This window comes from Bradyrhizobium sp. BLXBL-01 (assembly GCF_051853025.1).
Classification (GTDB): Bacteria; Pseudomonadota; Alphaproteobacteria; order Rhizobiales; family Xanthobacteraceae; genus Bradyrhizobium.
On the sequence record NZ_CP182471.1, the window covers coordinates 5,917,567 to 5,939,979 of the forward strand.

Sequence of the window (22,413 nt, forward strand, 5' to 3'; positions counted from 1 at the left end):
CGGAATCCTTCAGTTCAGGATCACGCGGTTGCGCGACATGAACACGCGCGTCCCCCGCGCCTCGCCCTCGATCACCAGGTCCCATTGGCCCGGCGCGACCGACGCCGCATTGCCGCGATAGAGACCGCTGCCGGCTTCGCTGAGCTCGACCGCAAGGTCGGCGCGCTTGTCGGTCGGCCGCTCCAGCCGGCCGCCGAACTTCAGCCCGGAGATCGGCTGGCCGCCGGCATCGCGGGCTTCGACCTGGACCGAAGCGCCGCCGTCGTTGCGGCGCTCGATATGGGCGTTGACCTTCCATTTGCGCGCGGCCTGGTCCTGCGCCGCCGAGATCTCGTGCTCATAGGTCAGGCCCGCGGCGTAGGGGCTGTCGACGTCGGTGCCGGGCAGCGTCGCGATCGCGAGCTTCATCATCGTGACGTTGACGCCGATCACGAGGCCGAAGAAAGCGACCAGCATCAGGAAGACTTTGGTTCCGGTCAGCGGCTTGGAAGCCATGGCAGTCTCCTGATTCTCAAGGCGAGACGAAATTGTCGGTGGCGGAAGCGACAACGCCGAGCCCGATGTCGGTGACGTGGAAGTGGACCGGAATCGACTTCTCCGGATTGTTGTCGGCCGGCGCGGTGACGAGGAGCCGCAGCTCGCTCGTGGCATCGCGCGGGATCACGATCATCGGCCGGTCCGGCGTCACCGAATCGACTCCGACGACGTGAACGGTCGAGTTGACCGGCCCATTGGCGTCGATCGCGATGACGCGGTCATAGCCGCTCTTGTTCAGGAGCCGCACCGTATAGGCGTTGCGGATCGAGCCGTCGCTGAGCTTGACCGCGACCGGGTTGCGGTCGTGCAGCACGTTGACGTCGAGCAGGCTGCGGGTCGCCAGCGTATAGATCATGATGCCGCCGACCGCCGCGATGATCGCGCTGTAGACGACGGTGCGGGCGCGGACGATCCGGTAGATCGGCGCCTTGCCCTCCTGGCGCCGGTGGATGTTGATGTCGTTGTCGTAACCGATCAGCCGCTTCGGCCGGCCGATCTTGGTCATCACGTTGTCGCAGGCATCGATGCAGAGCCCGCACTGGATGCATTCCATCTGCGGTCCGTTGCGGATGTCGATGCCAGTCGGGCAGACCGCCACGCACTGGTAGCAGTCGACGCAATCGCCGACCTGCTGGCCGAGCGCGCGCAGCTCGGCGGCCTTCTTCACCGAGGTGCGCTTCTCGCCACGGTCATAGCGATAGGTGACGTTGAGCGCCCATTCGTCGGTGAGCGCGGCCTGGATACGCGGCCAGGGGCACATATAGGTGCAGACCTGCTCGCGCATGTAGCCGGCGAGGATGTAGGTCGTCGCGGTGAGGATGCCGATCCAGGTATAGGCGATCATCGGCGCCTGGAAGGTGACGAGCTCCTTCACCAGGGTCGGCGCGTCGTTGAAGTAGAGCACCCAGGCGCCGCCGGTCCACCAGGCGATCAAGAGCCAGATCGAATGCTTGAGCACGATTTCGGAGATGCGCTCGAGCTTCATCGGATCGCTCGAGGCATCCTTCTTCATGCGCTCGCGCCGGTCGCCCTCGATCAGGCGTTCGACCGCATAGAACAGGTCGGTCCACACCGTCTGCGGACAGAGATAGCCGCACCAGATCCGGCCGCCGATGGAGTTCATCAGGAACAGTGCCACCGCGGCGACGATTAACAGGCCGGTGAAGTAATAGACCTCCTGCGGCCACAGCTCGATGAAGAAGAAATAGAAGCGGCTGTTGGGAAGATCGATCAGCACCGCCTGGCTCGGCGCGCCGAGACCGCGATTCCAGCGCACGAAGGGCAGGAAATAGTAGACGCCGAGGCAGAACGCCATCAGGCCCCATTTGATCCGGCGGAATGTACCGGACACGCTCTGGGGATAGACCTTCTTGCGGGCTGCGTAGAGTGGCCCGTAGTCATCGTCCGTTGTGAGGTCTTTCGGGTTCACGGTCTTGTTCATCGCCAAAACTTTTCAAGAGGTGCGATTAAACCTAGACCCGACACCGCCGCATCAGTTGATCCAGCTCAAACGGGGGCGCTTTTCTTCGCCCCCGCCGGAAGTCGTCGGTCGCGGAACGGCCTATTTACCGCCGCCCAACGAGTGGACGTAGACCGCCATCGCCTTGATGGTGGCGGGATCGAGCCGGCCTTCCCAGGCCGGCATCACGCCGGCGCGCCCCTGGCTGATGGTCTCGATCAGGCTCGCCTCGTCGGAGCCGTAGAGCCAGATCTTGTCGGTCAGATCAGGTGCGCCCATCTCCTGGTTGCCCTTGGCGGCGTCGCCGTGGCAGGCGGCGCAATTCTCCGCGAAGATCTTCTGGCCCTTGGCGGCGTCATAGCCGTTGCGGGTGGACAGGCCCGAGAGCGACCGCACGTAATTGGCGACCGTGACGATCTCGTCGCCCTTCAGCACGCCGTCCTTGCCGAAGGCGAGCATCTGGCCCTCATGGGTCTTGGTGTGGCCGGAACGCGCGCCGAACTGGATGGTCTGCATGATCTGGTCGAGCGTGCCGCCCCACAGCCAGTCGTCGTCGTTGAGGTTCGGGTAACCCTTGGCGCCGGCACCGCCGGAACCGTGGCACGGCGCGCAATTGTCGCCGAACACGGTCTTGCCCTTGGCGCGGGCGAGCGCCAGCAGAGCCGGGTCCTTCTCGATATCGACGAGCGAGGCCGTGCCCAGCGCCGCCATCTTGTCACCCCGGATCTTCTCGAGGTTGGCGAGCTCGACGGCGACGTCGGCGCGCGAGGAGTAGCCGAACAGGCCGGTGGTGTTGCTTTGGATCAGCGGCCAGGCCGGATAGACGATCCAATAGCCGATCGCCCAGACGATGGTGAGGTAGAAGCAGATCACCCACCACCGCGGCAGCGGCGTGTTGAGCTCCTTGATGCCGTCCCACTCGTGCCCGGTCGTGGACTTGCCCGAGACGGAATCGATGTCGCTAGAATGATCGGTCATGATGTCTCACTCCTCCCGCAAGGGCAGGTGCGCTGCCTTGTCGAACGCAGCCTTGTTACGGGGCCAAAATGCGTAGGCGATGATCGCGAGAAAGATCGCGACGAACGCCGGGGTCCAGATCGTCGTCACGAGATCGGACGCAAGATTATGGACGGTCAGGATGGCTTTCATCGTTCATGCCTTCTCAGCGAAGATTGGCTTTCTCGTTGTAGATCTTGAAGTCGACCAGCGTGCCGAGCATCTGCAGGTACGCGACGAGCGCGTCCATCTCGGTCGGCGTGCCGGTCTTGCCGTCGAAATTGCGTACGACGGCCTTGGCGTAGCGCTTGGTGAAGGCGTCGGTGCCGGCATTGTCCGGATCTGCCTGGGCCTTCAGGTCGGCGGCGGCATTGGCGACCTGTTCGTCGCTATAGGGGACCCCGACGGTCTTGAGCGCGCGCATGTCGCCGGCGATCGCATCCGGGTCGACCTCGGCCTTGCTCAGGAACGGATAGCCGGGCATCACCGACTGCGGCACGATCGCGCGCGGGTTGGTCAGATGGGTGACGTGCCATTCGTCGGAATACTTGGCGCCGACGCGGGCGAGATCCGGACCGGTGCGCTTGGAGCCCCACTGGAACGGGTGGTCGTACATGCTCTCGGCGGCGAGCGAGAAGTGGCCGTAGCGCTCGACCTCGTCGCGCAGGGGCCGGACCATCTGCGAGTGGCAGAGATAGCAGCCCTCGCGGACGTAGACGTTACGTCCGGCGAGCTCGAGCGGCGTGTAGGGCCTGACCCCGTCGACCTTCTCGATCGTGCTCTTGAGGTAGAACAGCGGGGTGATCTCGACGAGACCACCGACCGCGATCACCAGCAGGATGCCGACGATCAGGATGATCGAGTTCTTTTCGAAGATTTGGTGGCGTGTCCAGAACGACATTGCTTGAGCTCCTCATTCCGCCGGCTGAAGAGCGACGGGCATCTGGACTTCCTGTTCGCCGACGCGAACCGTCATCCAGAGATTGTAGGCCATGATCAGCGAGCCGATCAGGAACAGGCCGCCGCCTGCGGCGCGGATGATGTAGAAGGGATGCATCGCCTCGACGGTCTCGATGAAGGAATATTCGAGGAAGCCGAGCGAGGTGTAGGCGCGCCACATCAGGCCCTGCAGGATGCCGGACACCCACATCGCCGAGATGTAGAGAACGATGCCGAGGGTGGCGATCCAGAAGTGCCAGTTGACGAGCTTGAGGCTGTAGAGACCCTTGCGATTCCAGGCCCACGGCACCAGGCAGTAGAGCGCGCCGAAGGAGACGAAGCCGACCCAGCCGAGCGCGCCGGAATGCACGTGGCCGATGGTCCAGTCGGTGTAGTGGCTGAGCGAGTTGACCACCTTGATCGACATCATCGGGCCTTCGAAGGTCGACATGCCGTAGAAGGCGACGGAGACGACGAGCATGCGCAGCACGGGATCGGTACGCAGCTTGTCCCAGGCGCCCGACAGCGTCATCAGGCCGTTGATCATGCCGCCCCAGGAGGGCATCCACAGCATGATCGAGAAGGTCATGCCGAGCGTCTGCGTCCAGTCAGGCAGCGCCGTGTAGTGCAGATGGTGCGGGCCGGCCCAGATATAGAGGAAGATCAGCGCCCAGAAATGGATGATCGACAGCCGATAGGAATAGATCGGCCGCTCGGCGCGCTTCGGGATGAAGTAATACATGATCGCCAGGAAGCCGGCGGTCAGGAAGAAGCCGACCGCGTTGTGCCCGTACCACCACTGGAACATGGCGTCCTGAATGCCGCCCCAGGCGATGTAGGACTTGGAGCCGAACACGGAGACGGGCAGCGCGGGATTGTTGCCGAGATGCAGCACCGCGATCGTCACGATGAAAGCGAGATAGAACCAGTTCGCGACGAAGATGTGCGGTTCCTTGCGCTTGACGACGGTGACGAGGAAGACCAGCAGATAAACCACCCAGACGATGGTCAGCCACAGGTCGGCGTACCATTCCGGCTCGGCATATTCCTTCGACTGGGTGACGCCGAGCAGATAGCCGGTGCCAGCGATCAGAATGAAGAAGTTGTAGCCCACCACGACGAACCACGGCGCGAGGTCGCCGGCAAGGCGCGCACGGCACGACTTCTGCACCACGTAGAAGGAGGTCGCGATCAGCACGTTGCCGCCGAAGGCAAAGATCACGGCGGAGGTGTGCAGCGGCCGCAGGCGGCCGAAGCTGGTCCACGGCAGATCGAAGTTCAGCGCGGGCCAGGCCAGCTGCGAGGCGATGATGAGACCGACGAGGAATCCGGCAATGCCCCAGAACATCGCCATGAAGGCGGAGAACTTGATCGGCCCCATGTTGTAGTTGGGTCGGCCGTTGATCTCCGCCGGCGGCAGCGCCGCCGGCCGCTCGAAGTAGCGGTTGATGATGACGAACACCGCCGCCACGCTCGCCGCCGCGCTGAGCGCGGCGTGGAATGCGAAGGGCGCATCGAGCGCCTTGGCCGAGGCGATCACGCAGAGGAAAGCGGTGACTGCGAATACGACAGCCAAGCCGCTTTCACCGATGGTCATGGATTTTGAGATTGAGGGCTGGCTCATGCGGATTCTCTCTGAAAGAACACGCTGCCAGAAACCACATCCACCCTCGCGGGGAATTGATTGAAATCAAGATGGATGGATTTCTGTTAATGTGAGCCGATGTGCCGCCAGCTGAGTGCCTTTTCGCCCCGCGCGCAGCGCCATCGCACGCGAGAGCTTGGTTCTGTAGGCACGCTTGAAAGACACCTCCGTGAAATCACGGAGGTTGGAACCGAGGGATCCAGACGTCACTCCCGCGCCGTCGCCTTGAGCGCCGCGATGACGTCCTCGCGCGCGATGATGCCGACCAGCTTCTCTATGCCGTCGAGCACGATGATGCTCCTGATGCGGTGCTCGACCATGATCTGGAGCACGCGTGTCAGCCGCGTGTCGGGGCTCACATAGATGAACTCGGGCGTCATGACGTCGCCGATCTTGCGGCTCGTCAGGTCGTCGTAGCGCGGCAACATCTGGCTCGGCGTGAAGGCGAAGCACTTCAGGATGTCGAACTTGGTGACGATGCCGACCACCTGCCCGTCGTCTTCGACGGGATAGGAATTGAAATCGTCGGTCTCGAACATCTCGCTGAGCTGGAACAAGTCGAGGCCGCGCTGCACCGTCTTGACGTTGCGCGTCATGTAGCCGTCGACGGTCTGTTCAAGAAATTGATACACGGCGCGTCCTCCTCGATTCCTCAATTGGCCGGCCGGATGGTCAGTGCGACAGCAGCACGCTGCGGGCGGTTTGCGTCACCAGATATTGGGTGACGCCTCCGAGGATCAGTTCGCGAAATCTCGAATGACCATAGGCGCCCGCGACGATCAGGCCGGCGCCGACGTCGGCGGCGACTTTCTCCAACCGCGCAGCAGCGGTTTCGTTTCCTGCGGCCTCCAGGACCCGCGCCGTCGCGGTGACGCCGTGACGGCCGAGCCAGGCGGCAACGTCGCTGACCCCGGCCATCACGGCCGAACGGTCGTCGCCCCGCTCTGGGATTTCGACGATGGTGACGTCCTTAGCCTTGTGCAGCATCGGCAGCGCGCCCGCCACCGCTCGCCGCGCTTCCGGCGTGTCCTTCCACGCCACCAGCACGTTGCGCAGATCGAGCCAGTTGGCCCGGTCGGGCGCGACGAGCAGCGGGCGGCCGGCCTGCATCACAAGGTCCTTGGGGCTCGCCAGCGAGAAAGCGTCGGAGAAGGCCGGGCTCTGCCCACCGCTGACGACGATGTCGGCGCAACGCGCCTGCGCCGCGACGAAGCGCGCCGGATAGTCCATGGCGCTGCGCCACTCCGCATGCCCGCCGCGATTTTTCACGGCCGCGCGGAATTGCGCTTCGAGGCCGGCGAGCCGCCGCCTGATCGAAGCTTCGCCGTCGTCGATCAGCGCTTGCGCCTCCGCGCCGTCGGTGAAATAGAGCGGCGGGGCGAACTGCGCTGCTGCGACCCCGATGATGGCCGCCTCGAATCGTTCGGCGAGCTCGCCTGCGACCTGAAGACGCGCTTCGTTGGGCTGATCGAGCGCCAGGCTGACCATGACGGTCGCGTATGTCATCGGATATCTCCAGCATTACAGAATTTTTTCGAATCCTAGACCTGCTGCCGCGCAACAGGCTGAGATAGATCAAATTCGACGCTGCTGGTGGCCCGCTCTCCGTGCGATGGGAATCCGCCAGTGGATTCAACGTCCGCGCTTGCCTCCTGGCAAGCCTTGGGCGACATTGCCGGAGCGGTAAAGGCATCCTGCCGGCCCGCCGAGAATAGGAGCAGAGCTTGGCGCCGACCCGCGTGACCCATCCGGCAGACGATGGTCGGGGCGAGCATTTCCGGGTCCGCATCGAGGGATTCGGCGTCGGCACCTGGGACCTCGACCTGCAGACCCGAGAACTCGAATGGTCGGACATGGCCAGGCGGCTGTTTGGCCTGCAGCCGGACCAGGCCGTCAGCTACGATCTCTTTCTTTCGCTCTTGCAGCCCGCCGATCGGGACCATCTCCTGAAAGCGATCGGGCGCGCCTCGGAAGGCGGCGGGGGTCTCGACCTGTCCTTCAAGATCGGCGGCGCGTCCGGCAACGGTCAATGGATCCGGGCCAGGGCCGGCGTGATCCGGGACGATGCGGGCACGCCGCGTCACCTCAGCGGGATATTCCTCGACATCAACGAGGAGAAGCAGCTCGAGGAGGCGCTGCGCTCCCAGGAGAATCATCTTCGCTCGATTCTCGAAACGGTGCCCGACGCCATGATCGTCATCGATTCACGCGGCATCATGCAGCTCTTCAGCAGCGCCGCGGAGCGGCTGTTCGGCTACAGCAGGCAGGAAGCCATCGGGCGGAACGTGAGCATTCTCATGCCGGAGCCCGATCAGTCGCGTCACGACAGCTATCTCGCGCGCTATCTCAGGACCAATGATCCGCACATCATCGGCATCGGCCGGATCGTGACGGGCAAACGCCGCGACGGCACGACGTTCCCGATGCACCTGTCCGTCGGGAAGACGCAACGCGCGGGCGAGCCCTATTTCACCGGCTTCGTGCGCGACCTCACCGAACACCAGCAGACCCAGGCGCGGCTCCAGGAGCTGCAATCCGAGCTCGTGCACGTGTCGCGGCTCACCGCGATGGGCGAGATGGCTTCCGCCCTCGCCCACGAGCTCAATCAGCCGCTGGCGGCGATCAGCAATTACATGAAGGGATCGCGGCGCCTCCTCGCCGGCAGCACCGATCCCAACATGCCGAAGGTCGAAAGCGCGCTGGACCGCGCCGCGGAGCAGGCCTTGCGCGCCGGCCAGATCATCCGCCGCCTGCGCGACTTCGTCTCCCGCGGAGAATCGGAGAAGCGGGTCGAGAGCCTGTCCAAGCTGATCGAGGAAGCCGGCGCGCTCGGGCTCGCCGGCGCGCGCGAGCAGAACGTGCAGCTCCGCTTCAGCCTCGATCCCGACGCCGACCTCGTTCTCGCCGACCGGGTGCAGATTCAGCAGGTGCTGGTCAACCTGTTCCGCAACGCGCTCGAGGCCATGGCGCAGTCGCAGCGGCGCGAGCTCGTCGTCGCCAACACCCGCGTCGCCGACGGCATGATCGAGGTGGAAGTCTCCGACACCGGCATCGGGTTCCGGGAAGACATCATTCCAAACCTGTTCCAGACCTTCTTCACCACCAAAGACACCGGCATGGGCGTGGGACTCTCGATCAGCCGCTCGATCATCGAGGCCCATGGCGGCCGCATGTGGGCCGAGAGCAACGCAGCGGGCGGAGCGACATTCCGCTTCACCCTGCCGGCAACCGACGAGAGCTGATTCATGACGACCAAGGGACATGTCTACGTCATCGACGACGACGCGGCGATGCGGGACTCGCTGAACTTCCTGCTGGATTCCGCCGGCTTCGCCGTCACCCTGTTCGACGACGCGCTCGCCTTTCTCGAAGCCCTGCCCGGCCTCGATTTCGGCTGCATCGTCTCCGACGTGCGCATGCCCGGCCTCGACGGCATCGAGCTCTTGAAGCGGATGAAGGCGCAGCAAAGCCCGTTCCCGATCGTGATCATGACCGGTCATGGCGACGTGCCGCTGGCGGTCGAGGCGATGAAGCTCGGGGCCGTCGACTTCCTGGAAAAGCCGTTCGATGACGACCGTCTCACCGCCATGATCGAATCGGCGATCCGCCAGGCCGAGCCCGCCGCCAAGAACGAGGCCGTCGCGCAGGACATCGCTGCCCGTGTCGCGTCCTTGAGCCCGCGCGAGCGCCAGGTCATGGAGGGGCTGGTCGCGGGCCTCTCCAACAAGCTGATCGCCCGCGAATACGACATCAGCCCGCGGACGATCGAGGTCTACCGGGCCAACGTCATGACCAAGATGCAGGCGAGCAGCCTTTCGGAACTGGTTCGCCTGGCGATGCGCGCCGGCATGCTCAAGGATTGAGGCAGGTCAAGGCGGCTTCACGGCGCCGTGCTAACCAGAGAGCATGGTTGAGGTCAGCCCATATTGTGCGCGGCCGTCGTCCTCCCCACAGCCAACCGTCTTTGTGGTCGACGATGATGCCGCAGTCCTGGGATCCCTGCGGTTTCTGCTGGAGACCGACGGCTTCGCCGTGCGAACCTTCAGGAGCGGCACGGCGCTGCTCAATCTCGGCGCCGCGCCAGGGCCGGACTGCTACGTCATCGACTACAAGATGCCCGACATCAATGGCATCGACCTGACCGGCCGGCTGCGCAAATCCGACCGCGACGCGCCCGTGATCCTGATCACCGGCTATCCCGACGAGAACATCTCGGCCCGGGCTGCGACGGCGGGCATCAAGGACGTGGTTTTGAAGCCGCTTCTCGATGAAAACCTCGTCAAATGCATCCGCCACGCGATCAAGGACCGCCCCCACGCCTGACCTACGGGATTCTACGTAAGGCACCCCCCTTAAGATATCTCGCGAAATTTTCGAAGCACCCGATACCGCGTAGGAAAGCGTCATCACAACGGAGATGGCGCAGATGCTGACCCAGACGCTCAACACCCAGGCGATCAACACCCAAGTGGGTGGCAAGATTGCTCCTGCCCACCCCGTTACCGACCAGTTCGGCGCCATCGCCGGCCATGTCGGCCTGGTCGCCACCGAGTTCTCCTACGGCAAGGACGAGGAGATCTATGGCGAGGACGAGGCGGCCGAATATGTCTACCAGGTCGTCACCGGCGCGGTGCGCAGCTACAAGCTTCTCTCCGACGGCCGCCGCCAGATCGGCGCCTTCCATCTTCCCGGCGACGTGTTCGGCCTCGAATCCGGTCCCACGCACCGCCTCGCCGCAGAAGCCATCATCGACACCACCGTTCGCCTCGTGAAGCGCGCGAGCCTCGAAAAGGCCGCCGGCACCGACGTGCAGGTCGCCCGCAAGCTCTGGGCCATGACCGCCGGCGAGCTTCGCCATGCCGAGGACCACATGCTGCTGCTGGGCCGCAAGACCGCCATGGAGCGCGTTGCGACCTTCCTGCTCGAAATGGATCGCCGCCTCGCCGTTGCCGGCATGATGGCGCTGCCGATGTGCCGCCGCGACATCGGCGACTATCTCGGCCTCACGCTGGAGACCGTGTCGCGCGCGCTGTCGCAGCTTCACGCTCAGGGCATCCTCGGTTTCTCCGGCGCCCGCCAGATCGTGCTGCGCAACCGCCAGCGCCTGCACAATCTCGACGCCTGATCCTTAATCTACCTCCCCAACCACTTTGGCCGGCTGAACTCGTTCAGCCGGCCATTTCTTTCGCGGCGACCAGACCCGTGCGCCGCGTCTCCGGCATCACAAAGAGGATCAGCAGCAGTCCCGCTGCGGCGACGCCGGACAGCCCGATGAACGCGGTGGCATTGCCGAACTTGTCGCTGACGTAGCCGCCAAGCACCGTGCTCAGCGACGCGCCGATGCCCATCGCGGTACCGACGATCCCCTGCGCCAGATTGAAATGCCCGCTGCCGAACGCGACGTCGGCGACGATCAGCGGGATCATCACCGCGAATACCGCGGCGGTAATGCCGTCGAACACCTGCACCAGCACCAACAGATACGGATCGCGCACGGTCGCAAACAACAGGCCGCGGATCGCCAGTGCGCCGAATCCGATCAGCAGCAGGGGCCGGCGGCCCCATGCTTGCGCCTTGCGCCCGACCGTCGGCGACACCAGCGCCACGATCGCTTGCGGAACGACGATGCAAAAGGCGACGAGCACGGTCGCCCATTGGCTCGACCGCGCCGTCACCGCGCTCGCCATCAGCGGCATCATCGCGGCATTCGCCAGCTGCAGCAGCAGCACGCTGAGCGCGAACACGATCAGCGGGCGCTGCCGGATCAGGTGCCAGATATTGGGGTCGCCGCGATCGGCGGCTTCAGGCGGCATCTCGCCGTGACAGCGCCTGATGTCGACCTCGTTCTCGCGGATGCGCGACAGTGCGATCAGGGTCGGGATCGCGAGCAGGAAGGTGACCAGGAACACCGAGCGGCTCGACAACAGATAGCCCGCGGTGCCCATCACCGCCGCCGCGACGCCGTTGCCGAGCGAGGCGAAGCGCGCGTTGCGGCCGAGCCGCTCGCCGATCGCGAGCGGGCCGACGAGGCCGAGGCTGATCGCCGCGATCGCGGGCCCGAGCACGCAGCTCGCCATCGCATGCAACGTGGCGGCGGTGACCACGACGGGGAAAATCGGCATCGCCGCATAGGCCAGCGCGCAGGCGCCGATGGCCGCGATCGCGAGGGCGGCGACGAGGCGCTCCGACTTCGCGGCATCGATGATCGCACCGCCCGGCATCTGGCCGATCAGGGCGACGATGCCACCGATCGACAGCACGAGCCCGATCTCGACCTGGGTCCATTTCTGCGTCGTCAGGTAGACCGCGATGAAGGGGCCGAATCCGGTCTGCACGTCGGCGAGGAAGAAGATGAACCAGTCGAGGCCACGCAGGCTCTGGCGCGACGGCGCCGGAATGCCCGCAGCCGTGTGCACCGCGACGTTGTCCTGCTCGACGCCGCCGCCGCGATCTGCATGGTTCGGCTTCCTCGACAACAGCACGGGCGGTCAGCCCTCCCTGCACCTCACTGAATCGCTTGCAGCGGCTGAAGGCTGCCGGACGCGCCGAGCACGACGATCGGCGTGTCCTCCTTGTATTCCGGTGCGGCCGCGACCTGCGCCTTGGTCAATTCCAGGATGATGCTGTCCTTCTTGTTGGCGATCTTGCCGAAGCGCAGCGCGTTCCAGTCCACGACGATCTTGCGGCTGCCGACGCCGAGGAAGCCGCCGAAATCGATCGCCGCAGCGCGGACATGACCGGTGCGGTCGACGATGACGTCGACGATGCGGCCCATGTCCTCGCCGGCGGCGCTGCGAACGTCGCGGCCGAGCACACCGTGGGCCTCGCTCGCGCCGATGATGGTCACCGATGGCGGCGGCGCGGCGTCCTTGGGCGTGACGGGCACGACGGAAGCCGGCGGTTGTACCGTTGCCGGTGCGTTTGCTTCGGTCGGAGGTGAAGATGGCGCTGCGGCCGGCTCTTCCGCCGCGCGCGATACGGCGACCGTCAAGCCCGCGACGATCGCCACGCTTAGAACCAACCATCCGGTCGCGCGCATGACCTCCTCCTTGCGCAGCTAGCGCGCCAGCACGATCGAGACCTGAATCTGACCGCGCGTGCGCAACACTTCCAGCGCCACGTCGTCGCCGTGACGACTAACGCGTAAGTCCACGCTGGAGTCGCCGAGGCGCAGATCGTGCAGGATCACCTCGTTGAGGAACGCCGGCAGATGCGGGTTGCGCAGACGAATCTCGCCGCGCGCGACGTCGAACTCGAGGCCCAGCGCCGCCTCCAGCAGCGTGAACGGCGTCGCGCTGGCCCAGGCCTGCGGCGCGCAGGCGACCGGATAGAGCGTCGGCCCGCGCCGTTTCTCGCGCCGGAAGCCGCAGAACAATTCGGGCAACCGCCGCAGGTCCATGTAGGTCGCGGCGTCGAACAGACCCTTGAAGACATGCGCCACCGTATGCTTGAGGCCGTAGCGCGCCAGCCCCAGCGCGATCAACGCATTGTCGTGCGGCCAGATCGATCCGTCATGATAGGACATCGGATTGTAGCGCACCTCGCCTTGCGCGACGGTGCGGATGCCCCAGCCCGAGAAGAAATGCGGCCGCATCAGATCGGCGGCGACGAGACGCGCGCGGTCCTCGCGAACCATGCCGCTGAACAGGACCTGCCCGGCATTCGAGGTCCTGACCGTGCAGGGCCGCTTCTTGCCGTCGAGCGCGAGCGCATAAGTGCCGAGCTCCTCGCACCAGAACGCCTGCTCGAAGCGCTCGGCGAGTGCCTTGGCTTCGGCCTCGAGCTTGCGCACGCGGTCCGGCTTGCCGAGCCGCAGCGCGCAACGCGCGGCGAGCTGCTTGGCGGCAAAGACGTAGCCCTGCACCTCCGCAAGCGCGATATTGCCCTCGGCAAGCTGGCCGTCGGCATGGAAGATCGCATCGTAAGAATCCTTCCAGCCCTGGTTCGCCAGCCCCTTCTCGGTCGCGCGCTGGTATTCGACGAAGCCGTCCTGGTCGGGATCGCCCGGACCGTCGATCCAGGCCAGCCCCGCCTCGATCGCGGGCCACAGTTCGATCAACGTGGCCTCGTCGCCGGTGCGCTCGAAATAGCTGCCTGCGAGCAGCACGAACAGCGCGGTCGAATCGACGCTGCCGTAATAATGCGCGAACGGCACCTCTCCGAGCGCGGCCATCTCGCCGCCGCGCATCTCGTGCAGGATCTTGCCGGGCGCGGCGTCGGCGAGCGGATCGACGGCCGTGGCCTGGAAATGCGCGAGTCGGCGCAGGACGCCCTTGGCAATGCGCGGATCGACCCAGAGCATCTGCAGCGCGGTGATGAGGCCGTCGCGCCCGAACGTGGTCGAGTACCAGGGAATGCCGGCATAGGGATAACGGCCCTGCGGCGTCTCGGTCATCAGCATGTTGAGGTCGGCCATGGCCTGGCACAGCACCTCGTTGAAGATGTTGTTGGAGGTCTCGATGCTGGCGGCCCCGGCCGTCTGAAGCCGCATCTCGCGGCGGTGCGCCAGCAGACCCGGGAAGAACCGCACCGGCTTTTCCGTCACCGGCCGGTTGCAGGATACGGCGACGAACAGCGATTTGGCCTGGTGCGGCTCCAGGTCGAGCTCCCAGGTTGCGGCATCGACCGAGAGCCGCGTCGGACGCGGATCGAAATGCAGCCCGGTGGTCCGCTCGGTGTCGTCGAGACCGCGATATTCGAACAGCACGTCGGTCGGCCCGAGCAGCCGGCTCGTTCCGATCCCGCGGCGCGGTCGCCGCTCGCCACGGACTTCGAACAGATCGGCGAAGTCGTTGCCGAACAGCAGCGTCAGGTTGAAGCTGGTGCGCCGGTCGCCGTGGTTCTGCACCCCGATGCGTTGGTAGGCGGTGCCGCGCCACAGGAAGATCGTGCGCACGACGTGCAAGAGGTCCTTTTGCAGAACGAGGTTGCCCTGCCGATAGATGTCCGGATTGGTGAGGTCGACGGTCAACGCCGAATTGTCGTCGCGCAGATTGGAGCCGAGCAGCAATGGCTGGAGATCGTCGAGCACCAGCTCGAGCCGCGCGAGGTAGCGCGTGTCGTGATGGAACAGCCCGTCTGGCCCGCCGGCGGACGCGCCGATGTCGCCGTGGCTGTCGAGCACGATGAACGTGTCGTCGTGCTTGAGCGAACGCCGCGGCCGGGCCGAGGGCCCGGTCATCGGAATGTAGAAGGGCTGTTCCGCGACCTGTTCCGGGGTCCGCGTCACGGAGACGAACTTGGTTACGGCTTCGGCCGACATGAGCTGCTCCCCTGCGCTTGTTTCGAAACGCGACCGACTCGAGAACGCGACTGTTGGTTACGCGGCAGCTTGCGCGAGCCGGCTCATTTCCTGCGTGACCAGCTCACGATACGGCCCGTGACCCTGCATCAGACGCTCGGGCGAGCCGTCCTCGATGATCTTACCATTCCTCAGCACCACCACACGGTCGAAATTGCGCAGCGTCGCGAGTCGATGGGCGATCGCGATCACGGTGCGGCCGCGCATCAGGCGCGACAGCGCCTCGCGGATCGCCTCCTCGGATTCGCTGTCGAGCGCGGCGGTCGCCTCGTCCAGCAGCAGGATCGGCGCATCCTTCAGGAAGGCGCGCGCGATGGCGATGCGCTGGCGCTGGCCGCCCGACATCTTGACGCCGCGGTCGCCCACCATGGTGTCGAGACCCTCGGGCAGGCTCTCGACGAAGTCGCAGCGCGCCGCGATCGCCGCGCGCAGCACCTCGTCGTCGGTCGCGTTCGGCCGGCCGTAGCGGATGTTCTCGCGGATCGACCGATGAAACAGGGAAATGTCCTGCGGCACGACGGAAATCGCCTCGCGCAGGCTCAGCTGCGTCACCTTCGCGATGTCCTGGCCGTCGATGGTGATGTTGCCCTCATCGACGTCGTAGAAGCGCTGCAGCAGTGTGAACAGCGTCGACTTGCCGCCACCGGACTGGCCGACCAGTCCGACGCGCTGGCCGGGCTGCAGGCGCAGGCTGAAGCGCTCGAAGATCTTGTCGCCGCCGGGATAGCCGAAGGTGACGTTGTTGTACGCGATGGCCGCGCCGCTCTTCACCAGGGGCTCGGCCTCGGGATGGTCGCGGAGCCCGTGCGGCACCAGCAGCGTGGCGATCGCCTCGGTCAGACGCGCGACGTGCTGGGTGACGTCGACCAGCGCCACCGCGAGATCGCGCGTGGCGCTCAGGATGGAGATGCCAAGCGTACAGACCAGCACGACGTCGCCGGTCGTCGCTTCGCCCTTCTGCCAGAGCGAGATGGCCCAGGCCATCAGCGCAATGGTCAATAGCACGGTGATGGCGGCATGCAGCAGCCGCAGCTTCTCCAGATAGCGCAGGCTGCGGCTTCGCGCGGTCAGCTCCTGGTTCACCGTCGCGTCGAACCGCTCATGCTCGTGGCTGATGCCGCAGAAGGCGCGCACCAGCGGCATGTTGCTGATGACGTCGATCATCTCGCCGTCGACCACCGCGGCCTTGTCGGCGAAATCGTCATGCAGGGGCTTGCCGGCCGCGGCCAGACGAAACATCGCAGCCACCATGCCGCCGGCGATCAGGATCAAGCCGAGCGCCATATAGGGACTGACGGTTCCAATCAGCAAGATTGCCGCAATTGTGGCAATGCACGGCGGCAACACATTCCAGACGAACATGTTCTCGACGGTGAACACCGCGTTCGACGTCGCCGTGATGCGGCTCGTCAGCATGCCGGGCATGCGATCCGAGAAATAGCTCGGCGCGTGCCCGGTCAGATGACGAAAGATGTCGCGCCGTAAATCGCCCGTGACCCGGACAAAGGTGAAGCTCGCCGTCCAGCTCGCGATCCGCCACAGGAAGTTGTCGGCGGCGATCAGTGACATGAGCAGAATGAATGCCAGCCATACGCCGCCGCCATGCGAGGGCCCGGCGGACAAGGCATCGACCAAAGCCTTGACGCCATATTGAGTGCCTACGGAGCAGGCAACGGCCCCCACGACCGCGGCCAGGATCACCAAATGCGACGCGAGACGACGCCGGAGATAGCGCAAGACAAAGGCAAATGGCCTGCGCGCGTATCCAGAAAGCTGATCCATATGGCTATCGCCCCGTTATGCTGATTTTCGTTTCGTTACTGGTCGAGTGAACATCGACCGCTTCGCCCCGGTTCCCGGGCAACGCCATCACGACATGCGGATGCGGACGATCTGCGAAGATGTGGTGGCAGCATCGCGACGGTCCCCCGACGTGTCGAATATGTAACGTTTGGGAGAAGGAACTTCGCAGGTGCGGGAACGTTCCCTCGTCTGGCATTGCCGGTGCCGTAAAAGGTGGGGGTTTCAACATTCATGATCGCAGAGGAGATGGTGAGATGCGCATCGCGCAGGTAGCTCCGTTGACGGAGGCTGTTCCACCCAAGCTGTATGGCGGCACCGAGCGGGTGGTGCATTGGTTGACGGAAGAGCTGGTGGCCCTGGGACATGACGTGACGCTTTTCGCCAGTGGCGACTCGCAAACATCTGCCAAGCTCGATGCATTATGGCCGCGGGCGCTACGGCTCGACGGTTCCGTGCGCGATCCCAATGCGCTGCACATGGTGCTGCTGGAGCGGGTGCGGCAGAAATGTGACGACGAGGAGTTCGACTTCCTCCACTTTCACCTCGACTATTATCCCTGGTCGTTGTTCCACCGCCAGCCGACCCCGTTCGTGACCACGCTGCACGGCCGGCTCGATCTTCCCGAGCATCAGCCGGTCTTCAACACCTTCTCCAAGATGCCGGTCATATCGATCTCCAACGCGCAGCGGCGGCCGGTGCCGCAGGCGAACTGGGTGACGACGATTCACCACGGCCTGCCGGAGAAGCTGCTGACGCCGAAGCCGGCGAAACAGGAATATCTCGCCGTGCTCGGCCGCATCGCACCCGAGAAGGGCGTCGACCGCGCCATCAAGATCGCGACCCATTGCGGCATTCCGCTCAAGATCGCGGCCAAGGTCGATCGTGCCGACCAGGATTATTACGACGAGCTGATCCGGCCGATGATCGAGAACAATCCGCTGGTGGAGTTCATCGGCGAGATCAGCGATCACGAGAAATCGGATTTCCTGAGCGGCGCGCTCGGCCTCTTGCTGCCAATCGACTGGCCGGAGCCGTTCGGCCTCGTCATGATCGAAGCCATGGCGTGCGGAACACCCGTCGTCGCCTTCAACCGCGGCTCGGTGCCGGAGATCATCGACGAGGGCCTCACCGGCTTCATCGTCGAGGATGTCATCAGCGCCGCAGGCGTGGTGAACCGGCTTTCGCAGCTCGACCGCACCGCGATCCGCAAGCAGTTCGAGACGCGCTTCACCGCGCGGCGCATGGCCCTCGACTATCTCGCCGCCTATCGCAGCCTGACCGAGGCCAAGGCGCCGCGGATCAAGCTGGTGAGCAGCGCGGAGTAGGGGCTGCTCTCACCTCAAGGCACAGTGTCATGCCCCGGCTCGACCGGGGCATCCAGTACGCCGCGGCGTCTCGGCTCCATCGCGACCGTCTCTGGGATACTGGATCGCCCGGTCTTCGCCGGGCGATGACAGCGAGTGTGCGGAGAGAGATGAGAGAAAGAACGGGGCACGAGCGCCCTATCGCTCGCCTCGCTACATCCCCAATAGCCGCGGCAGCCACAGCGACAGGCCGGGCCAATAGGTCACCACCACGAGGAAGCCCAGCATCGTCAGCAGCCACGGCCACACTGCGACCGTGAGCTCGGTGATCCCCATCTTGGCGATGCCCGAGGCGACGTAGAGATTGAGGCCGACGGGCGGATGGCAGAGGCCGACCTCCATGTTGACCGTCATCAGGATGCCGAAATGAATCGGGTCGATGCCGAGCTTGACCGCGACCGGAAACAGGATCGGCGCCATGATCAGGATGATCGAGGACGGCTCCATCACGTTGCCTGCCAGCAGCAGCAGCAGGTTGACGAGCAATAGGAAGCCGATCCAGCCCAGGCCCTGGTCGATCATCCATTGCGCCAGCGCCTGCGGCACGTTCTCATACGTCATCAGGAACGAGAACAGCACGGCGTTGGTGATGATGTAGAGCAGCATCGCCGAGAGGTTGGCCGATGACAGCAGCACGCGCGGCACGTCGCGCAGCTTCAGATCCTTGTAGATGAACACCGCCACGATGAAGGCGTAGACCGCGCTGACGGCGGCAGCTTCCGTCGGCGTGAACAGGCCGCTGTAGATGCCGCCGATCACGATCACGATCAGGAGGATGCCCCAGATCGACTTGCGGAACGCATCGAAGCGCTCGTACAGCGTCGCCTTCGGCATCCGCGGATAGTCGTTGCGCCAGGCGCGATAGAACGTCGTCATGCCGAGTAGCGTGGCGAGCGCAAGCCCCGGCACGATGCCGGCGATGAACAGCTTGCCGACCGAGCTGTTGGTGGAGACGGCGTAGAGCACCATCGGGATTGATGGCGGAATCAGAATGCCGAGCGACCCCGAAGTCGTGATCACGCCCGCGCCGAACCGCTTCGGAAAGCCTTGCGCGACCATGGCGGGCAGGATCACCGATCCGATCGCAACGACGGTCGCCGGCGAGGAGCCGGAGATCGCGGCAAACAGCGCGCAGGCGACCACGCCCGAGAGCGCGAGGCCGCCGTACCAATGGCCGACCAGCGAGGTCGCGAAGCTGATCATCCGCCGCGCCACGCCGCCATGGGTCAGGAAGTTGCCGGCGAGGATGAAAAACGGGATCGCCATGATCTCGAAATTCTCGATGCCGGTGAACAGCTTCAGCGCAACCGATTCCGTTCGCACATCGGTCAGCGTGAACATGAAGCTGAGCACGGTGAGACCGAGCGCGATCGAAATCGGCATGCCCGTGAGCATCAGGGAGAGCAGCAGCGCGAACACGATGAGGACGCGCAAGCCTTGCGGCAGTGTGATGATGTGGCCCGCATGCGCGAAGCACACGGCGACGATCAGCACCGGCAGCAGCATCAGGATCCAGCCGAGCGGGCTGCGCTCGTCCCGGACGACCTGGGTGGGCGTGACCGGCGCCGGATGCACCGGATCCGCCTCGACACCCTCGACGCCCGCCATGTCGTGATGCGGCAGCTCGCCGGTGCGGTGGAACGACCAGGCGACCTGCAGGAAGCGGAAGCACATCAGGCCGGAGCCGAGCGGAATGGTGAGATACACCATCCACATCGGCGCTTCCAAATCGTTGGATTGCTGGCCGGTCTGCCACATCTGGCTGACGAAGGCGGCGCCGAAATAGCCGACGATGGCGGTGAAGAGCGCGCCGCAGAGCAGGCCGAAGGTGATGACGCGGCGGCGCGAGCCGCCGGGCAGGATGTTGACCAGCACGTCGACGCCGACATGGATGCCGGTCCGCACGCCATAGGCGGCGCCGAACTTCGCCATCCAGATGAACATGTAGATGCAGAGCTCCTGCGCCCAGGACAGGTCGAGCGCGGCGAGCCAGGCGAACGTCGCGCGCGCGGGCACTGCGAGGAAGGCGAGGTTGCGGGCTTCCGCCCATTTGGCGATGTCGATCGACAGCCCGGCGCCGTAACGGTGCAGCACCGCAACGAAGATGAGCGACGTAGCAGCCGCGATCATGGTCGCGATCAGCCATTCCTCGAGATGATCGAGAAAACGATTCAGCACACGCAGCAACTTGGTCCCCCTGGATTGGATCCTTCAAGCGCAACGGCCGGGAGCGCGATCACCCCCGACCGTTGATCGTGTTGTTGTTGGGGCGCAGCCCGTCAGTTCATCTTGACGTCGAGTTCCTTGGCGAGGAGATCGAGCACCTCCTGCCCGACCCGCCCCTTGGCCCATTTATAAGTCGGTTGCATCGCCTCCTGCCAGGACTTGCGGTCGGCCTCGGTGAGATAATGCAGATTGGTCTTGCCGGTCTTCTTGATCTCGGCCAGCGCGTCCTCGTTTTCCTGGCGCGCGATCGAGTTGGTGTAGTCGGTCGCCTCTGCCATCGCCTTGTCCAGCTGCGCTCGGATATCGGGCGGCAGGCCGGACCAGAATTTCGAGTTGACGATGACGGCATATTGCAGATGCGCGTGATAGGACACGGTGATGTCCTTCTGCACCTCATAGAACTTCTGCGTCAGATAGTTCGACGCCGTGTTCTCGCAGCCGTCGACCACCCCGGTCTGCAGCGCCTGGTAGACTTCCGAGAACGCCATGATCTGCGGGATCGAGCCCATGATACGGAGATATTGGTCTGCGACCTTCGATCCGGAGATGCGGAATTTAAGCCCCTGGAAATCAGTCGGCTTCAGCAAGGGGCGGTTGGCGGAGAGCATGTGAAAGCCGTTGTCCCAGTAAGCGAGGCCGGTGATGCCCTTGGCCTCCAGCTTCTGAAACAGCCACTTGCCGACCGTGCCCTTCATCGCGTTGGAATAGGTCACGTCGTCCTTGAACAGCCAGGGCAGGTCGAGCGCCTCGAATTCCTTGATGCCGAGCGGCGCGAATTTCGCGGTCGAGGGCGCGAGCATATGCACCGAGCCGAGCTGGAGCGCCTCGATCTCCTCCTTGTCCTTGTAGAGCGTGGAGTTCGGATAGACTTCGACCTTGACCTTGCCGTCGGTGTATTTTTCGGCGAGCTCCTTGAACTTCAGCGTGCCCTTCCCTTTCGGCGTGTCGTTGGCGACGACGTGGCTGAACTTGATGACGATCGGGCCCTGGGCTTGGGCGATGGCGGGAGCCAAGAGAGGAGCCGAGAGAGCAGCGAAGAGAACAGCCGCGGCGCCGACCGCGGCAAGCAGCTTGCGCATGAACGTACCTCCCAACAACCTCTAACCGGGTTCTTCTTGTTTTTCAGGCCAGTAGTGGCAGCAATCCGCCAGCCGAACAACTAGACCTAAGCCCAATTTGCCGCAGCCAAGCTAACGTGGCGACCGCCAGATGCGCAAGCCGCTGCCCGCGCGAGTCCAAGGGGACGATCGCTTATGCCGCATTGCGGGAGTGCCATCAGCCCTTGCGCTGCGCGACCATGAAGAGGCGGCGGAACGGGAACAGCGTCTGCCCCGCCGCATTCTTCGGATAGGCCTTTGCGACGCGCATCCCGTAGGCGGCTTCGAACGCGGCTTTCTCCTCGCCTTGCAGAACGTCGAGATAGCGCGTCAGCCAAGTGCCCTTGGTCCATTCCTTCACGGGGTTGTCGCCTTCGAGCACCTGCAGATATTCAGTCTCCCAGATGTCGATGTTCGCCGACATCGGCGCGAGCAGGTCGTGATAGAAGGCCGGCCCTTCCACCGGGGGCGGTATGACGAGATGCTCCACCTTGGACCGCCATGGGCCGTCGAGCGCGGTCTCGCCGATCAGCACATGCGAAGGCGCGAGGAAATTGCGCGGCATCTGCACCGCGAGCATGCCTCCTGGCGTCACCTTCTCCATCAGCGACGGAAACAGTGCTGCGTGATTGGGCAGCCAGTGCAGTGCGGCATTGGAATAGATCAAGTCGTACTGTCCGGCGGGACTCCAATGGCCGAGATCTTCATGTGACCATTCCACGTCAGGGGCGGCCTTGCGTCCCGCCGCAACCATCTCGGCCGAGCCCTCGACACCGGTCACGCGCGCCTCAGGCCAGCGCTCCCCGATCAATTTGGTGACGTTGCCGGCGCCGGCGCCGAGATCGGCGATCGCGCGCGGGGCAAAATCCGGTATCCGCAGCAACAGGTCGACGGCGGGCCGGAGCCGATGGCCGGAGAACTTCAGATATTGCTGCGGATCCCAGACCATCCTTCGACGCCCTTGTTTTTCGTATTTCCTTCGCCAAGGCTTTTTTCCTTAAAAAAAGACTCTTGTCCTTCGGCAAGCCTCTTGGTTACCACTGCTC

General features: G+C 64.5%; 20 protein-coding genes and 1 pseudogene. 5 read left to right on the forward strand and 16 right to left on the reverse strand.

Annotated features, from left to right (window positions below):
- Positions 1 to 9: 9 nt before the first annotated feature.
- The 8 genes from ACNJYA_RS27470 to ACNJYA_RS27505 all read right to left on the reverse strand — a co-directional run bounded on the left by ACNJYA_RS27470 (position 10) and on the right by ACNJYA_RS27505 (position 7,082).
- Entirely contained in the window at positions 10 to 495 is a 486-nt protein-coding gene (locus ACNJYA_RS27470) for a FixH family protein (RefSeq protein ID WP_212254757.1), read from the reverse strand.
- A 16-nt stretch (positions 496 to 511) separates the two neighbouring features.
- Positions 512 to 1,978 carry a cytochrome c oxidase accessory protein CcoG gene (gene ccoG, locus ACNJYA_RS27475; protein ID WP_439363881.1) on the reverse strand — a complete coding sequence of 489 codons (1,467 nt, stop codon included), beginning with the start codon at positions 1,976 to 1,978 and terminating at the stop codon, positions 512 to 514.
- A 120-nt stretch (positions 1,979 to 2,098) separates the two neighbouring features.
- Positions 2,099 to 2,974, reverse strand: coding sequence for a cytochrome-c oxidase, cbb3-type subunit III (gene ccoP, locus ACNJYA_RS27480; RefSeq protein ID WP_172783920.1), 876 nt, complete (start codon positions 2,972 to 2,974; stop codon positions 2,099 to 2,101).
- A gap of 6 nt (positions 2,975 to 2,980) precedes the next feature.
- The gene (locus ACNJYA_RS27485) at positions 2,981 to 3,145 is read right to left on the reverse strand and encodes a cbb3-type cytochrome oxidase subunit 3 (protein ID WP_172783919.1); all 165 of its coding nucleotides are present in this window, start codon (positions 3,143 to 3,145) and stop codon (positions 2,981 to 2,983) included.
- Between the two features lie 13 nt (positions 3,146 to 3,158).
- Positions 3,159 to 3,893 carry a cytochrome-c oxidase, cbb3-type subunit II gene (gene ccoO, locus ACNJYA_RS27490; RefSeq protein ID WP_172783918.1) on the reverse strand — a complete coding sequence of 245 codons (735 nt, stop codon included), beginning with the start codon at positions 3,891 to 3,893 and terminating at the stop codon, positions 3,159 to 3,161.
- Between the two features lie 12 nt (positions 3,894 to 3,905).
- A complete protein-coding gene (gene ccoN / locus ACNJYA_RS27495; RefSeq protein WP_439401035.1) occupies positions 3,906 to 5,555 on the reverse strand; it encodes a cytochrome-c oxidase, cbb3-type subunit I in 1,650 nt (549 codons plus the stop codon).
- 227 nt (positions 5,556 to 5,782) lie between these two features.
- Positions 5,783 to 6,208 carry a CBS domain-containing protein gene (locus tag ACNJYA_RS27500; protein ID WP_439401036.1) on the reverse strand — a complete coding sequence of 142 codons (426 nt, stop codon included), beginning with the start codon at positions 6,206 to 6,208 and terminating at the stop codon, positions 5,783 to 5,785.
- Between the two features lie 40 nt (positions 6,209 to 6,248).
- The gene (locus tag ACNJYA_RS27505) at positions 6,249 to 7,082 is read right to left on the reverse strand and encodes a universal stress protein (RefSeq protein WP_439401037.1); all 834 of its coding nucleotides are present in this window, start codon (positions 7,080 to 7,082) and stop codon (positions 6,249 to 6,251) included.
- Positions 7,083 to 7,300: 218 nt separating this feature from the next.
- Here ACNJYA_RS27505 and fixL point away from each other — a divergent pair, with 218 nt between their 5' ends.
- The 4 genes from fixL to ACNJYA_RS27525 all read left to right on the forward strand — a co-directional run bounded on the left by fixL (position 7,301) and on the right by ACNJYA_RS27525 (position 10,701).
- The gene (gene fixL, locus ACNJYA_RS27510) at positions 7,301 to 8,818 is read left to right on the forward strand and encodes a sensor protein FixL (RefSeq protein ID WP_172783914.1); all 1,518 of its coding nucleotides are present in this window, start codon (positions 7,301 to 7,303) and stop codon (positions 8,816 to 8,818) included.
- A gap of 3 nt (positions 8,819 to 8,821) precedes the next feature.
- Complete coding sequence (fixJ, locus tag ACNJYA_RS27515) at positions 8,822 to 9,439, forward strand: response regulator FixJ (RefSeq protein WP_172783913.1); 618 nt, start codon at positions 8,822 to 8,824, stop codon at positions 9,437 to 9,439.
- 43 nt (positions 9,440 to 9,482) lie between these two features.
- Positions 9,483 to 9,899, forward strand: coding sequence for a response regulator transcription factor (locus ACNJYA_RS27520; RefSeq protein WP_439401038.1), 417 nt, complete (start codon positions 9,483 to 9,485; stop codon positions 9,897 to 9,899).
- A 103-nt stretch (positions 9,900 to 10,002) separates the two neighbouring features.
- Positions 10,003 to 10,701, forward strand: a complete 699-nt coding sequence (locus ACNJYA_RS27525) for a helix-turn-helix domain-containing protein (RefSeq protein ID WP_172783911.1) — start codon at positions 10,003 to 10,005, stop codon at positions 10,699 to 10,701.
- A 43-nt stretch (positions 10,702 to 10,744) separates the two neighbouring features.
- Here ACNJYA_RS27525 and ACNJYA_RS27530 read toward each other — a convergent pair whose 3' ends face one another.
- From ACNJYA_RS27530 to ACNJYA_RS27545, 4 genes are read right to left on the reverse strand one after another with little or no spacing between them, the layout of a single operon-like run.
- The gene (locus tag ACNJYA_RS27530) at positions 10,745 to 12,058 is read right to left on the reverse strand and encodes an MFS transporter (RefSeq protein ID WP_439363883.1); all 1,314 of its coding nucleotides are present in this window, start codon (positions 12,056 to 12,058) and stop codon (positions 10,745 to 10,747) included.
- A 23-nt stretch (positions 12,059 to 12,081) separates the two neighbouring features.
- Positions 12,082 to 12,615 carry a PRC-barrel domain-containing protein gene (locus ACNJYA_RS27535; protein ID WP_439363884.1) on the reverse strand — a complete coding sequence of 178 codons (534 nt, stop codon included), beginning with the start codon at positions 12,613 to 12,615 and terminating at the stop codon, positions 12,082 to 12,084.
- An 18-nt stretch (positions 12,616 to 12,633) separates the two neighbouring features.
- The gene (locus ACNJYA_RS27540; protein WP_260382729.1) at positions 12,634 to 14,838 is read right to left on the reverse strand and encodes an amylo-alpha-1,6-glucosidase; all 2,205 of its coding nucleotides are present in this window, start codon (positions 14,836 to 14,838) and stop codon (positions 12,634 to 12,636) included.
- A 57-nt stretch (positions 14,839 to 14,895) separates the two neighbouring features.
- Entirely contained in the window at positions 14,896 to 16,659 is a 1,764-nt protein-coding gene (locus tag ACNJYA_RS27545; RefSeq protein ID WP_172783907.1) for an ABC transporter ATP-binding protein, read from the reverse strand.
- Positions 16,660 to 16,934: 275 nt separating this feature from the next.
- On the opposite strand from ACNJYA_RS27545, the gene ACNJYA_RS27550 reads away from it, so the two are divergent.
- On the forward strand, positions 16,935 to 18,005 hold the full coding sequence (locus ACNJYA_RS27550) for a glycosyltransferase family 4 protein (RefSeq protein ID WP_172783906.1): 1,071 nt from the start codon (positions 16,935 to 16,937) through the stop codon (positions 18,003 to 18,005).
- A 192-nt stretch (positions 18,006 to 18,197) separates the two neighbouring features.
- Here ACNJYA_RS27550 and ACNJYA_RS27555 read toward each other — a convergent pair whose 3' ends face one another.
- The 4 genes and pseudogenes from ACNJYA_RS27555 to ACNJYA_RS27570 form a co-directional block, all read right to left on the reverse strand.
- Positions 18,198 to 19,439 (reverse strand): TRAP transporter large permease, encoded by a 1,242-nt coding sequence (locus ACNJYA_RS27555; RefSeq protein ID WP_439367520.1) that lies wholly within the window; start codon positions 19,437 to 19,439, stop codon positions 18,198 to 18,200.
- 306 nt (positions 19,440 to 19,745) lie between these two features.
- Positions 19,746 to 20,174, reverse strand: a pseudogene (locus ACNJYA_RS27560) (TRAP transporter small permease); the annotation flags it as partial.
- Between the two features lie 149 nt (positions 20,175 to 20,323).
- Complete coding sequence (locus tag ACNJYA_RS27565; protein ID WP_439363885.1) at positions 20,324 to 21,349, reverse strand: DctP family TRAP transporter solute-binding subunit; 1,026 nt, start codon at positions 21,347 to 21,349, stop codon at positions 20,324 to 20,326.
- Between the two features lie 196 nt (positions 21,350 to 21,545).
- Positions 21,546 to 22,316 carry a methyltransferase domain-containing protein gene (locus ACNJYA_RS27570; RefSeq protein WP_212254747.1) on the reverse strand — a complete coding sequence of 257 codons (771 nt, stop codon included), beginning with the start codon at positions 22,314 to 22,316 and terminating at the stop codon, positions 21,546 to 21,548.
- Positions 22,317 to 22,413: the final 97 nt, after the last annotated feature.

Excerpts from the sequence above, each read along its gene's own strand:
- ccoP (WP_172783920.1), bottom strand. The coding sequence starts at position 2,974 with ATGACCGATCATTCTAGCGACATCGATTCCGTCTCGGGCAAGTCCACG.
- ACNJYA_RS27470 (WP_212254757.1), bottom strand. The coding sequence starts at position 495 with ATGGCTTCCAAGCCGCTGACCGGAACCAAAGTCTTCCTGATGCTGGTC.
- ACNJYA_RS27505 (WP_439401037.1), bottom strand. The coding sequence starts at position 7,082 with ATGACATACGCGACCGTCATGGTCAGCCTGGCGCTCGATCAGCCCAAC.
- ccoN (WP_439401035.1), bottom strand. The coding sequence starts at position 5,555 with ATGAGCCAGCCCTCAATCTCAAAATCCATGACCATCGGTGAAAGCGGC.
- ACNJYA_RS27570 (WP_212254747.1), bottom strand. The coding sequence starts at position 22,316 with ATGGTCTGGGATCCGCAGCAATATCTGAAGTTCTCCGGCCATCGGCTC.
- ACNJYA_RS27550 (WP_172783906.1), top strand. The coding sequence starts at position 16,935 with ATGCGCATCGCGCAGGTAGCTCCGTTGACGGAGGCTGTTCCACCCAAG.
- ACNJYA_RS27520 (WP_439401038.1), top strand. The coding sequence starts at position 9,483 with ATGGTTGAGGTCAGCCCATATTGTGCGCGGCCGTCGTCCTCCCCACAG.
- ACNJYA_RS27525 (WP_172783911.1), top strand. The coding sequence starts at position 10,003 with ATGCTGACCCAGACGCTCAACACCCAGGCGATCAACACCCAAGTGGGT.
- fixJ (WP_172783913.1), top strand. The coding sequence starts at position 8,822 with ATGACGACCAAGGGACATGTCTACGTCATCGACGACGACGCGGCGATG.
- ACNJYA_RS27555 (WP_439367520.1), bottom strand. The coding sequence starts at position 19,439 with ATGCTCACGGGCATGCCGATTTCGATCGCGCTCGGTCTCACCGTGCTC.
- ccoG (WP_439363881.1), bottom strand. The coding sequence starts at position 1,978 with ATGAACAAGACCGTGAACCCGAAAGACCTCACAACGGACGATGACTAC.
- ACNJYA_RS27535 (WP_439363884.1), bottom strand. The coding sequence starts at position 12,615 with ATGCGCGCGACCGGATGGTTGGTTCTAAGCGTGGCGATCGTCGCGGGC.
- ACNJYA_RS27565 (WP_439363885.1), bottom strand. The coding sequence starts at position 21,349 with ATGCGCAAGCTGCTTGCCGCGGTCGGCGCCGCGGCTGTTCTCTTCGCT.
- ACNJYA_RS27540 (WP_260382729.1), bottom strand. The coding sequence starts at position 14,838 with ATGTCGGCCGAAGCCGTAACCAAGTTCGTCTCCGTGACGCGGACCCCG.
- ACNJYA_RS27545 (WP_172783907.1), bottom strand. The coding sequence starts at position 16,659 with ATGGATCAGCTTTCTGGATACGCGCGCAGGCCATTTGCCTTTGTCTTG.
- ACNJYA_RS27485 (WP_172783919.1), bottom strand. The coding sequence starts at position 3,145 with ATGAAAGCCATCCTGACCGTCCATAATCTTGCGTCCGATCTCGTGACG.
- ccoO (WP_172783918.1), bottom strand. The coding sequence starts at position 3,893 with ATGTCGTTCTGGACACGCCACCAAATCTTCGAAAAGAACTCGATCATC.